Origin of the sequence: Gallintestinimicrobium propionicum (assembly GCF_025567525.1) — a bacterium.
Classification (GTDB): domain Bacteria; phylum Bacillota; class Clostridia; order Lachnospirales; family Lachnospiraceae; genus Gallintestinimicrobium; species Gallintestinimicrobium propionicum.
Genome location: NZ_JAOQJY010000010.1, coordinates 79,989 through 93,132, shown reverse-complemented (window position 1 = coordinate 93,132; position 13,144 = coordinate 79,989). Strand labels below are relative to the sequence as shown.

The 13,144-nt window shown below is 47.5% G+C and carries 10 protein-coding genes; 7 read left to right on the top strand and 3 right to left on the bottom strand.

Annotated elements, in window-relative coordinates; genetic code table 11:
* The first annotated feature begins 16 nt into the window (after nucleotides 1-16).
* From OCV62_RS09130 to OCV62_RS09115, 4 genes are all read left to right on the top strand, one after another.
* Entirely contained in the window at nucleotides 17-1,351 is a 1,335-nt protein-coding gene (locus OCV62_RS09130) for a C1 family peptidase (protein WP_262586197.1), read from the top strand.
* A gap of 216 nt (nucleotides 1,352-1,567) precedes the next feature.
* Entirely contained in the window at nucleotides 1,568-2,524 is a 957-nt protein-coding gene (locus tag OCV62_RS09125) for an ROK family protein (RefSeq protein WP_262586195.1), read from the top strand.
* A gap of 12 nt (nucleotides 2,525-2,536) precedes the next feature.
* A complete protein-coding gene (locus OCV62_RS09120) occupies nucleotides 2,537-3,340 on the top strand; it encodes a class I SAM-dependent methyltransferase (protein WP_262586193.1) in 804 nt (267 codons plus the stop codon).
* A gap of 237 nt (nucleotides 3,341-3,577) precedes the next feature.
* Nucleotides 3,578-4,537 carry an RpnC/YadD family protein gene (locus tag OCV62_RS09115; RefSeq protein ID WP_262586192.1) on the top strand — a complete coding sequence of 320 codons (960 nt, stop codon included), beginning with the start codon at nucleotides 3,578-3,580 and terminating at the stop codon, nucleotides 4,535-4,537.
* Between the two features lie 278 nt (nucleotides 4,538-4,815).
* Here the strand turns inward: OCV62_RS09115 and OCV62_RS09110 are convergent, their stop codons facing one another.
* The 3 genes from OCV62_RS09110 to OCV62_RS09100 all read right to left on the bottom strand — a co-directional run bounded on the left by OCV62_RS09110 (nucleotide 4,816) and on the right by OCV62_RS09100 (nucleotide 8,394).
* Nucleotides 4,816-6,366: a catalase gene (locus tag OCV62_RS09110; protein WP_262586190.1), complete on the bottom strand. Its 1,551-nt coding sequence runs from the start codon at nucleotides 6,364-6,366 to the stop codon at nucleotides 4,816-4,818.
* A 62-nt stretch (nucleotides 6,367-6,428) separates the two neighbouring features.
* Nucleotides 6,429-7,010: a xanthine phosphoribosyltransferase gene (locus tag OCV62_RS09105; protein WP_021916143.1), complete on the bottom strand. Its 582-nt coding sequence runs from the start codon at nucleotides 7,008-7,010 to the stop codon at nucleotides 6,429-6,431.
* 13 nt (nucleotides 7,011-7,023) lie between these two features.
* On the bottom strand, nucleotides 7,024-8,394 hold the full coding sequence (locus tag OCV62_RS09100; RefSeq protein ID WP_262586188.1) for a sodium-dependent transporter: 1,371 nt from the start codon (nucleotides 8,392-8,394) through the stop codon (nucleotides 7,024-7,026).
* A 236-nt stretch (nucleotides 8,395-8,630) separates the two neighbouring features.
* Here OCV62_RS09100 and OCV62_RS09095 point away from each other — a divergent pair, with 236 nt between their 5' ends.
* From OCV62_RS09095 to OCV62_RS09085, 3 genes are all read left to right on the top strand, one after another.
* Nucleotides 8,631-9,095 carry a restriction endonuclease gene (locus OCV62_RS09095; protein WP_021916145.1) on the top strand — a complete coding sequence of 155 codons (465 nt, stop codon included), beginning with the start codon at nucleotides 8,631-8,633 and terminating at the stop codon, nucleotides 9,093-9,095.
* A 135-nt stretch (nucleotides 9,096-9,230) separates the two neighbouring features.
* Complete coding sequence (locus OCV62_RS09090; RefSeq protein WP_021916146.1) at nucleotides 9,231-9,932, top strand: ABC transporter ATP-binding protein; 702 nt, start codon at nucleotides 9,231-9,233, stop codon at nucleotides 9,930-9,932.
* 103 nt (nucleotides 9,933-10,035) lie between these two features.
* Nucleotides 10,036-13,137: an FtsX-like permease family protein gene (locus OCV62_RS09085; protein WP_262586185.1), complete on the top strand. Its 3,102-nt coding sequence runs from the start codon at nucleotides 10,036-10,038 to the stop codon at nucleotides 13,135-13,137.
* Nucleotides 13,138-13,144: the final 7 nt, after the last annotated feature.

The window sequence follows — 13,144 nt, the reverse complement described above, 5'->3', positions numbered from 1 at the left end:
AAAGGAGAACCGTAAGATGAACAGAGAAGTGACAATGGAACTTCTGGAAAAGTACGGAAAGGAATTTGTACAGGATCGTGCAAACCGCGTTGCTCAGAACGCAGTTGTGGGCAAGGGCGTAAATGCAGCTGCAACAGACAGCAGCGTAGAAAGAGAGATTGCGAATACATTTTCTATCAGCCTGGAGCAGGGCAAGATTACCAACCAGAAAAAGAGCGGCCGCTGCTGGATGTTCGCAGCCTTAAACTGCATGCGTTTTCAGGTAATGAAGCACTGCAATCTGGAAACTTTTGAGTTGTCCCAGAACTATACCCTGTTTTATGACAAGCTGGAGAAATCCAACTATTTCCTGAATACAATTCTGGATACTCTGGAAGAGGATACAGACAGCCGGTTGATCGCACATTTGCTTTCCGCACCGTTAAATGACGGCGGACAGTGGGATATGCTCTGTGCAATCGTAGACAAATACGGACTGGTTCCGAAGGAAGCGATGCCGGAAAGCGAAATTTCCTCCAACACAAACGAAATGGTATCTTACATGACAGAAAAGCTGCGGGAGTTCGCATGCACTCTGCGGGAAGCATACCGTGCCGGCAGCACCAAAGAAGAGCTGCTTGCAAAGAAGGAAGAAATGATGCAGATTGTTTACAACATGCTTTGCATCTGCCTTGGCAATCCGCCCAAGACCTTTGATTTCGAATACCGTGACAAAGACAAGCAGTTCCATCGGGAATGTGGCCTGACCCCGAAGGAATTCTATGCAAAATATATCGGTCTGAACTTAAATGATTACATCAGCCTGATCAATGCGCCGACTGCGGACAAGCCGTACTACAGAAGCTACACTGTACAGTACCTGGGCAACGTTGCAGAAGGCCGTCAGGTAAGATATGTCAATCTGCCGATCGAAGAGCTGAAAAAGGCTGCAATTGCACAGATGAAGGATGGCGAGCCGGTATGGTTCGGCTGTGACGTCGGCAAGCGCTCCACCAGAGAGAGCGGCGTTATGGATACCAAGATCTTTGCACTGGAAGATCTGTTCCAGACCGACTTCCCTATGACCAAGGCACAGCGTCTGGATTACGGACAGAGCCTGATGACCCACGCAATGGTATTCCAGGGCGTGAACATTGACGAAAACGGACAGCCTAATCGCTGGAGAGTGGAGAACAGCTGGGGACCTGATGCCGGAAGAGATGGCTACTACACTATGACAGACAGATGGTTTGACGAGTATACCTATCAGATCGTTGTAAACCGTAAGTACCTGCCGAAAGAGGTTCTGGAAGCTTACGAGCAGGAGCCGATCGTATTAAAGCCCTGGGACCCGATGGGATCTCTGGCATAAGGAGAAAACGCAAGTCGCGTTTCTTCCAGGAAAAGATATTACCGGCGCAAAAACGTCGGTGCGAGAGAAAAGCGTCTTCGGAGAGAAATCTCCGGGGCGCTTTTTTGTAGCTGGAAGACGTTCTTTTTAATTCTTGACATAAGAAAGTTTTCAATCTATTATTAAAATAGTTTTAATAATAGATTGAAAAAGGAGATGGATATGGCGTTTTCGAGCATGGTAAAAGATATCAACAGAAAAATCATTCTTGAATCTTTTTGGGATTTTAGTAGAAATACGAAACAAGATATTACAAAAAAAACAGAACTGAGTTTTCCAACAGTAAGTAAGCTGGTAGATGAATTGAATGAGCAGGATATTATACATATGTTATCAGACAAACGCGGTGAAACTGGGGGGAGAAAAGCGAATGAATATATTCTGAATCAGGAATATGCGTATAGTCTTTGCTTAAAGGTAGAAAGAGAATATATAGAAGTTTTTATAGTTGATCTATATAAACAGAATATCAGTTATGACAAAATTGAAGAAAAATCAATATCTGTTGAAAAAATACTTAAAGTTATCGAAACAAAGATATTGAACAATAAAATTAAATCTATTGTAGTTGGAATACCCGGGTTTATACATGACGGAATAATAGGTATGGCGGATGGAATAGAAGCGCTAAACGGATGTAATTTAAAAACTGAAATTTTTCAAAAATTTAATATAGAAACAGAAGTAGCAAATAATATGAATATTCTTGTTTCCGGTTTTCAGAAGGAATTGGGAGATATTTCATGTATTCATATTGGTAAAAATGGACCTGGAAGCAGTTATATTGTTAATGGAAAGCCAGTAAGCGGTGCATTTGGATTTCAGGGAGAAGTTGGATTTAATTTTTATGATGAACATAGGACGTTTAGAGAGATTGCTTTAGAAGGATATCAAAATATTGATATGATAGAATATACAGGGAGATTGTTACTTCAAATTATTACAGTAATAAATCCGTATAAGCTATATTTATATCCCCTGACAGATATAAATATAGAGGAATTGCAGAATTATTGTTTAAGATATGTACCTCAAGAAGCGATGCCGCAAATAATCCTAAAAAAAACATATGACAAAGATTATCAATATAGTTTGCTCAGCAGGGGAATTCATCTTTTACAGGCAATTATTTAATTTGGAGGGGAAATGGATAAAATTACATTTGATGAAAAGAGAATCGCAGAAGGATATGTGAACCGTCCATGGCTTCATAAAAAAGTAATAGAACGATTTGTAAGCGATTGTGAAGTTACTTCCAATTTTCGGAATGGATTGGATGTAGGATGTGGGGCTGGATTATCGACAAAAGCACTCCACTTGATTTGCGACAGGGTTACAGGAACTGATATATCAGAACAAATGATTCAAGTGTGTAAAGAGGAATATAAGGATAATAAAGCATATACATTTTACAGGGCAAAAGCGGAGGAAACAAAAGAACCAGCAGAAAAATATGATATCGTAACTGCAGCTGGAATGGTAAATTGGGTTGACAGAGATTTGTTTTTAGAGAATATGGGACATGCTCTGCAGGATCAGGGTATTTTGCTGATTTATGATTTCTGGATTATAGATAAAATGCAGGAAAATGATGCTTATACAAACTGGTATCATGAAGAATATTTAAAGCGCTTTCCCAAACCGCCCAGAAACGAAAACACGTGGAAACAAAGTGAACTGCCGGATTATTTTCACATTAAAAATCAGATCACATATGAATTATTCTATGATTTTTCTATGGAGCAGTTTATTGATTTTATGATGATTCAGTCGAATGTAAATACAAAGATAGAAAACGGGGAAGTAAGTGAGGTAGAAGCAAGAAATTGGTTTAAAAACTCGCTATCGCCTGTTTTTGAAAACAGGAAAAAGACGTTATATTTTACAGGGTATAGCTGGTATCTCTATAAATCGGCGGTTCACCGTGTATTGTCTAGCGGTTGCTGTTGATTTTTCCTGATATATTGTTTATATTAAATACATTCTATTTCTATTATGGCAGGCGGCTTTTGCAGAGGGAAAGTCGCCTATGCCGTAGAATCTGAAATCTTTTCTACTTTTTCAAGGTCGGATCGACCAGAGATTTCTATCAGACAAAAACTGAATAAGGAACAGATGTAGATACCAGGAAGACCTTGCAGGAAGGAGCCTTCCTGGTATAAGATGAATGTATCAGAAAGGCAAAAGATGGAGACAATCAATACACCTTATGATGACACTTTCCGCACGCTGCTGCAGGACTGCCCAGAGCTGGTGGTTCCGCTGATTAACGAGCTGTTCGGCACGAATTATACCGGGCGGGAAGTAGTGGTATCGAATGAGAACGAGATTTTTTTTAGGAACCCGGAGGGGAAAAAGGAGAAGCGGGTTACGGATTCCAACCTGACATTGATTTCTTTAAAGGGAATTTCCAAACGATATCATCTGGAATGTCAGAGCACAGCGGATGGGACGATGGAAATTCGGATGTGGGAATATGATGCGCAGATTGCTTTGATGGAGAAAGAATATCGGAATGGAGTACTGCATGTAAAATTCCCGGATTCTGCAGTCATCTATTTAAGAAGCGGCAAGACAACGTCGGACGAACTGAAAATCTGTATCCATGTACGGCAGAAGCAATTGCAGTACGGGATTCCGATTTTGAAGGTAAAGGACTATACACTGGAAGAACTTTTTGAAAAACAACTGTGGATGTTGATCCCATTTTATATTTTTCGATATGAAAAAGAATTTCGAAAAATTGATGGAAATCAGAAACAGTTAAGCGGACTGAGACTGGAATACGAAAAAATTGCGGAAATGCTGGATCAGGAGTGCCAAAGCGGTCATATGAAGCCGTTCACCTTTGGCGCACTGTGTGAATTGTCCAATAATGTGGTGGAAAAACTGGTGTCGAAGTATAGCAATGTAGAAAAGGAGGTCACAGAAGTTATGGGCGGAAAAGTGCTGAATTATCGGTCGAAGGAGATTTATCTGGAAGGTTGCGCATTTGGAAGAGAAGAAGGACAAAAGGAAAGTATTGTGCAATTGGTAACCAGAAAATATCAGCTTGGAGACAGTCCCGAAAAGATCGCCAAGGATCTCTTGATGAGTGAGGAAGAAGTAGAAGAAATCCTGGGGAAAACGACAGGAAGTCAGCAATAAACAGGCTTCCAATATTTAGAAGAGTGCGTATGCTGTTCTATCTCAAAGAAAATAAGAACAACCGCAGGCGCGCCGCAAATTCAGAAGCGCCTGTGGCTGTTTTTTTATTCATGACAATAGAATGCTCGCAGAGCGTGCATTCTATTGTTTCATAGGAAAATGCGTCCTATGAAATAAAAACGCGCTACGGGGATGCGCACTCGGCGCAGGGTTAGATGGTTGCCGAAGCAACCGCGTCTCGGCGCGAGAATGTGCCAAGGCACATTCTTTTTTACATTTTATCCTTTCCTTCCCGTCTCGAACAGATAGATTTCACGGCTGACGCGGTTGGCGAGGTCGGCGCTTACTTTGGCGAACAGATCGAGCTGTCGTTTGCGAATTTCCATCGGCGCCTGGGCGAGCTCCCAGCCGATGGCGTCCGCGAGGCGGGCTTTTTCCGCATCCGGCAAAGAGCGGTAACGGGTGCGCGCCTGGGAATAGTCGTCGGTTTTCTCAAGGACGGAGCGCTGCACAGTCCCACCGGGATAGCGCATGCCCGGATAGCAGGGCATGGGGGCTTCCTGCGGATTGTTGCGGTCTAAGGAGTTTGGCTTGTAGTTGACGCATCCGGGCGGATTTTTGTATGCCATATAGCCGTCCTGCTGGTCGTTGGCGACAGGAGAAACCGGGCGGTTGACCGGAAGCTGGGCGAAGTTTGCGCCGATGCGGTAACGCTGTGTGTCGGTGTAGGAAAATGTGCGTCCCTGTAGCATTTTATCGGCGGAAAATTCGATGCCGGGAACGATGTTTGCGGGACAGAACGCTGCCTGCTCGATGTCGGTAAAGAAGTTTTTGGGATTTTCGTTTAAAACCATCATGCCGACCTTCTGGAACGGGAACTGATCCTCCGGCCAGATTTTGGTATCGTCGAGTGGATCGAAGGACAGTTGGTCAGCCATTTCGGGCTTCATGATCTGTACCTGAAATTCATATCGGATCGGGTTGCCCAAAGCGAGCCGCCTGTGCAGCGTGCGCACAGCGATGTCCGGATCCTGACCGGCAAGGCGTTTTCCTTCTTTTCGGTCGATGATGTCGAAGGGTTCCTGCGCGGTAAAACGATATTTGACGTAAAAACGTTCCCCTTTTCCATTGACCCAGACAAAGGTATTGACACCAAAACCGTCCATTTTGGCAAAATCCTTAACGATGCCGCGGTCACTGTAGAGCCACATCAGTTGATGAAGGCTTTCCGGTGTGAGGGAGAAAAAGTCCCAGACATGCGCGTAGTTTTTGATATTTGTGCAGGGATCAGGCTTCTGGGAATGGATGAAATCGGGAAACTGCATGGCATCGCGGATAAAAAAGACTGGAAGGCTTAAGCCGACGACGTCATAATTACCCTGAGAGGTGTAAAATTTAACAGCAAAGCCGCGCGGGTCGCGGTCAGTGTCAGGAGAGCCCTTGGAGCCGATGACGGTGGAGAAACGGATCAGAAAACGGGTGGATACGGACGGATCCTGTAAAAACGCAGCGCTCGTATAATCCCGCATGGAACGGTAAGGGCGGAATGTGCCGAATGCGCCGCTTCCTTTGGCGTGCACAACGCGCTCCGGGATGCGTTCCCGGTCGAAATGTGCAAGTTTTTCAATAAAATCCACGTCCTGTAAGAGGACGGGACCGTTTTGCCCGAGGGTCTGGGAGCTGGCGGTGTCCGAAACGGGAGCGCCTTGAGAAAGAGTCAGCACAGGCTGGCTGCAGGAAGCAGCGAGAGTCTGTGCTGAGTTTGGATTGGTGTCAGCCAGATGTCCGTCAGACGGCGTCCGGCTGCTGTTTAAAGATTCCTTTGTCATAAAATTTCCTCAGAGTCCTTTTTACTATTTATGATATGGGACTTTGGGAAAAAAGTACCGCATTACTGCTCGCGGAACGTGATTGTGCCAGTCTTTTCGTCCATGCTTTCAACGATAGCGAGAGATTCCAGATGGATGCCTTTTTTGCGCAGCTCATCGCCGCCGGGCTGGAATCCTTTTTCAATTACGATGCCCGCACCGACCAGGGTTGCACCGGAGGATTCTACCAGGGCAGCAAGACCCTCGAGAGCTCTTCCGTTTGCTAAGAAATCATCGATCAGCAGGACTCTGTCGTTGGGAGAAAGGAATTCTTTTGATACGATGATGTCATAGATTCTGCCGTGGGTGTAGGATTCCACCTGTGTGGTGAAAACGTCTCCGGCAATATTTTTGGTCTGATTTTTCTTCGCAAAAACGACAGGAACATCAAAATACTGCGCCGTGATGCAGGCGATGCCGATACCGGAGGCTTCGATGGTCAGGATCTTGTTGACGCCGGCATCCGAGAAACGGCGGTAAAACTCTTTGCCGATTTCTTCAAACAGGTGGATATCCATCTGATGATTCAGGAAGCGGTCTACTTTGAGGACATTTCCTTCTTTAATGATTCCGTCTTTGCGAATTCTTTCTTCCAAAAGCTGCATAGTTTTTTACTCCTTATTTAAATTTCTGATAATAGCCCATAATAAAAATGAACAGGACGATCAGCGGCAGAATATAGGAAACGTAAACGCGCGCCCAGGCGGGGAATTTTACGCCCTTGCCGGTGTCGGCTTCTGCCAGGAAGTTTTTCCAGCCCCAGCCGTATCTGCTGGTACAGAACAGCAGATAGACCATGCTGCCCAGGGGCAGGAGGTTGTTGGAAACAATGAAGTCCTCGAGATCCTGAATCGTGGAGCCAGCGCCCATCGGCTGGAAACCGGACCAGATGTTGAAGCCGAATACGCAGGGCAGGGACAGGAGGATAATCGCAATTCCATTGATCAGGACGGTTTTTTTACGGGATGTGCCGAACAGATCCATGGAAAAGCTGATGATATTTTCAAATACGGCAATAATCGTGGACTGGGCGGCAAACGTCATGAAGACGAAGAACAAAACACCGAAAATCCGTCCGCCGACCATCTGGTTGAAGATGTTGGGCAGAGTGATGAACACCAGACCGGGTCCCTGTCCGGGATCGACGCCGAATGCAAAGCAGGACGGGAAAATAATCAGTCCTGCGAGAAAAGCAACCAGTGTGTCCAGAAGGCAGATATTGATTGTTTCCCCTGTCAGGGTGTGGTCTTTACCGATGTAGCTGCCGAAAATCGCCATCGCACCGATGCCGAGGCTCAGGGTAAAGAACGCCTGTCCCATTGCGGCGAAAATCGTGTTGCCGACGCCGTTTTCTGTAAATCTGGTAAAATCGGGAATCAGATAAAAGCGCAGTCCCTCGGAAGCGCCGGGCAGTGTCACACTGCGGATACACAGAATGAGCAGGATGAGGAAAAGACAGCTCATCATTGCCTTGGTAATACGCTCCACACCTTTTTGCAGACCGAGACTGCAGATAAAAAAGCTCAGCAGAACCACAAGAACCATCCAGAATGTCATGTAACCGGGGCGGGCGAGCATGTCATTAAAAACTGCTGCAACGCCGTCAGAATCCAGACCTTTGAATTCGCCGGTCAGCGTCTTGAAGATATAGGCTGCCATCCAGCCGCCGACCGTGGTGTAAAACATCATCAGAAGATAGTTGCCTGCCATACAGGCATAGCCCTGCAGATGCCATTTTGTACCGGCAGGCTCAAGCACATGGAAAGAGCGCGCCGCGGATTTCTGGCTGGCGCGGCCCACCGCAAATTCCATGACCATGATCGGAAGACCGAGCAGGACAAGGAAAATAAGGTAAACAAGGACAAACGCGGCGCCGCCGTATTGTCCCGTAATATAAGGAAAACGCCAGACATTACCCAATCCTACCGCACAGCCGGCAGAAATCAGGATAAATCCAAGCCTGGAGGAAAAACGTTCTCTATTGTTCATTTGTAGCTCTCCTGGAATCTTAAAAAATACGATTGAACGGTATCGGACAATCTGTAGAAAAGCATAGCATAAAACGGTATTTTACGCAACGAACGGAGCGAGAAATTATAAAAACTAAATGAAATTTTCGGCGGCAGGATTGTAAAGAAGTGGAGAATATTGTACCCTTAAAGAGAAGAACTGTAGTTCGTTTTAGCAGGAGGGCTGCAGTCAGAAACCGGAGGAAATGAAAGAGCATGTTGGATTGGAAGCTGCTTGCCGGTGCAGCAGGCATTGTGGCGGCGGTTGTTTTTGTCATATGGCTGATTTTTTTCTGCGCACGCCGGATACGGGAGCATTTAAAGGGACGTGAGCTGGATGCAATGGAGGGACACGATTTCGAATATTTTTGTGCGGACCTTCTGGAAGACCATGGTTTTAAAAGTGTAGAAGTGACCCGCGGGAGCGGTGATTACGGTGTTGATGTCCTGGCGGAAAAGGAGGGCGTGACCTATGCGGTACAGTGTAAGCGCTACGATGGGCCTGTTGGTGTCAAGGCAGTTCAGGAAGCCTATGCGGGGCGGGATTATTACGACCGGATGGTGGGCGCTGTGATGACGAACCAGTATTTTACGGAGCCTGCGGTCAAGGCGGCAAAGAAGCTGAAGATTCTCCTGTGGGACAGGGGATATCTGGAAAGCATGATGGAAGAAGAGGAATAAGATTGAAAAATGGTAACTGTGGAGGTACTGAACAGTTACGAAAAATAAAATTTTTCAATCGCGGGATTTGTGTCTGCGCGCACTTGACACAAACTCGGCATGCGCAAAAAGCGTGCGCAGAAATGAGTGGAAAGTATGAGTTTTGTGGAATTTCATGACGTGAAAAAAATTTATCACATGGGCGAGGTGGAGATCCCGGCACTGCAGGGCGTCAATTTCGAAATCGAAAAAGGCGAATTCTGCGTGATCGTCGGAGCCAGCGGCGCTGGCAAGACAACGATCCTGAATATCCTTGGCGGAATGGATACGCTGACGGAGGGAAAGGTCCTGCTGGATGGAAAAGAAATTTCCTCTTACGGAAAGAAGCAGCTGACAGACTACCGCAGATATGATATTGGCTTTGTGTTCCAGTTTTATAATCTGGTCGGAAACCTGACAGCGCTGGAAAATGTGGAGCTGGCATCCCAGATCTGCAGCGATCCGCTGGATGCAGGGCAGGTGCTTGCAGACGTGGGGCTTGCAGACCGAGCATCGAACTTCCCTGCGCAGCTTTCCGGCGGGGAACAGCAGCGTGTGGCGATCGCCCGTGCCCTTGCCAAAAATCCAAAGCTTTTGCTGTGCGATGAACCAACCGGCGCGCTGGATTACAATACAGGTAAGGCAGTGCTGAAGCTGCTGCAGGATACCTGCCGCAAAAAGGGCGTTACCGTCGTTGTCATCACACACAACCAGGCGATTACGGCGATGGCGGATCGGATTATCACCGTGAAGAATGGAACAGTCACAGATATGCGTAAAAACGAACATATTGTTCCGGTAGAGCAGATCGAGTGGTAAAGGATAGAATGGGATGCTCGGCAAGCATTTTGTTTGTTGGAAATATAGGCTTGTGCCGCGGCGCGGCAGAAGGTGAGGAGACGTGAAAAGAAGAAAATCGGCGATGTGGAAAACAACATATCGGGAAATCCGGCAGAGCTTCGGCAGATATGCTGCAATTTTGGCGATTGTAGCGCTGGGTGTGGGATTTTTCGTCGGGCTGATGGTGGTGACACCTGCAATGGTGCGAAACGGCGGGCGGTATTTGAACAACCATGACCTGTATGATCTGCGGCTGTTATCGACGCTCGGCTTTGAAAAGGATTCGGTGGACGCTTTTACAGGCCGAGAGGATGTCAAAGCAGTGGAGGGCGCGGTTTCTTCGGATTTCCTGGCGGTGGATGAGAGCGGCAAAAGCCGGGTGCTTGTGGCGCAGACACTTTTGGAAGTACAGAATCAGGTCGAATTAAAAGCGGGACGGCTGCCGGAGGCGGCGGATGAAATCGTCATGGATTCCAGTCTGTTTTCGAAAGACGATATCGGAAAAACGATTCAGGTTTCGGATGAAAATCCCGAAGAGACGGCAGATTTGTTCGCATATGACGTGTATACAATCGTCGGCATAGCAGATGCTTCCTATTATATTAACTATCAGCGTGGCTCGACCACACTTGGAACGGGGCGGGTTTCCGGCTTTGTATACATGCTTCCGGATGGATTTGATACGAATTATTATACGGAAATTTTTGTCCGGCTCGATCAGAATGACCGGATTTACAGTGACGTTTACAAGAAAAAAATCGAAGAACTCAAGACCTGGGCAGAGCCGATTGCAGAGCAGGAGGCGCAGAACCGCTACGACAGCCTGAAAGCAGATGCGCAGCAGAAGGTGGACGATGCGCAGAAGGAGCTGCGGGATCAGACGGCGGATGCGCGTACCGATCTGGAAGAGGCGAAGCAGAAGCTGACAGACGGGCAAAAAGAGCTTGCAGACGGCAAAGAGCAGATCGCGGACGCAAGAAAGCAGCTGCAGCAGGCAAAACAGACGCTTGCGCAGAAGCAGACGGAACTTAACAACGGACGCGCGCAGCTTGTGGATGGACGCAGCCAGCTGGAAGCCGGGCAGGTGCAGCTTGACAGCGCGCGGGCACAGTTGAATGCAGCGATTGCGGCTGCGCAGAGTGCGGGAAGCCAGGCGGGCGCAGAATCCGGCATGTCCGGCAGTGCCGCCGTCAGCCCTGCGCAGCTTTGGCAGCAGCTGGCCCAGCTCGATGCGCAGCAGGCAGCTCTGGATGCGCAGCGCAATCAGCTGGAAAGCAGCGAGGCAGAGCTTACAGCTGGAGAAAAGCAGCTTGCGGCTGCAAAGCAGGAGCTTTCCTCGCAGGAAAAACAGCTAAACGAGCAGGAACAGAAGCTGGCGGATGCAGAGAAGGAGCTTGCCGACGGTCAGAAAGAATATGAAGACGGCTTACAGACACTGGATGAAAAGACCGCAGATGCAAAGGAAGAGATTGTAAATGCGCAGAAGCAGATCGACGAGATCCAGGAGCCGGATGTCTATGTGCTGGGCAGGGATACCAATATCGGTTATGCCAGTTATGAAAATGATTCTACGATCGTCGCCGGAATTGCGAAGGTATTGCCGTTTTTCTTTTTCCTGGTAGCGGCGCTGGTGTGTATGACGACAATGAACCGGATGGTAGAGGAGCAGCGGACACAGATCGGTGTACTCAAGGCACTCGGTTATTCGGAAGCCCGGATTATGGGGAAATATCTGTTTTATGCGGGAAGTGCGGCATGGATCGGTTCAGTTATCGGTTTCCTGATCGGTTCGACGATTTTCCCGACCGTCATCTGGAATGCATATAAGATCATGTACCATATGGGGGATTATGAGCTGATGTTTGATCCGGGGCTGGCGGCTGCCTCGCTTGCAGTGGCACTTTTATGCTCGGTTGGCGTAACGTGGCTGACCTGTCGGTACGAGCTGATGAGCACGGCTGCAAATCTGATCCGTCCCAAGTCGCCAAAGAGCGGCAGAAGGGTATGGCTGGAGCACATCCCGTTTGTCTGGAACCATATGAGCTTTCTGGCAAAGGTTTCCGTGCGGAATGTTTTCCGGTATAAGCAGAGATTTTTTATGATGGTAATCGGTATCGGCGGCTGTACAGCCCTTCTTGTAACCGGCTATGGTATAAAGGATACGATTGCGGACATTGCGGATATGCAGTATGAGGAAGTGCAGCTGTATGATATGAGCGCGACACTGAAAGAGGGGTATCCGGCCGCGGATGCGGCAGACTTTTCTGAACTTACCGAGGTGCTTTCCGAATCCTCTGAGGATTGGATGCCCTTCTGTGAGATTGCAATGGATCTGACAGGGCGCAGTGGTGTCAAGACCGCCAATGTCGTCATTCCGCAGGATACCGGGGCAGCGCAGGAGTATATCCGGCTGCGGACAGAAGAGGGTGAGGATATTCCATGGCCTGGTGAGGAAGAGGCTGTTATCAGTGCAAAGCTTGCGCGAAAATGCGGGATCCGCGTTGGGGATACCGTTACACTGCGGACAGAGGATGGCGAAAAGCTAAAAGTGAAGGTGGCTGCTCTATCTCGAAACTATATTTATAATTACGTTTATATTTCACCGGAAACATGGAAACTCGATAACGGAAGTGATCCGGTTTACAAGAGCATTTATATCCATGCATCGGAGGGTGCACAGGAGAACCGGGAACTGTCGGAAAAGCTGCTGACATGCGACGTCGTTTCTGCGGTTGCGGTCAATGCGGATATGCTCAGCCAGATCAACAAAATGATGGGCAGTCTGGATGCAGTGGTGCTTTTGGTCATCCTCTGCGCCGGTGCGTTGGCATTTATCGTAATTTATAACCTGACGAACATCAACATCACCGAGCGAATCCGGGAGATTGCAACGATCAAGGTACTTGGTTTCCGACCAAAGGAGACAGCATCCTATGTGTTCCGGGAAAATGTCGTGCTGACAGCGCTCGGAACAATTGTCGGGCTGGGAGCCGGAATTTGCCTGCACCGGTTTGTTATTGCAAATATTGATGTCGATATGGTTACATTTCAGCCGCGGGTGCTTCCCTTTAGCTTTGTAAAGAGTATCCTGCTGACCTTTGTATTTATGGTCATTGTAGATGTTGTGATGTATCTGAAGCTGGAACGGATCAATATGGCGGAATCGTTGAAAAGCGTGGAATAAAACAATA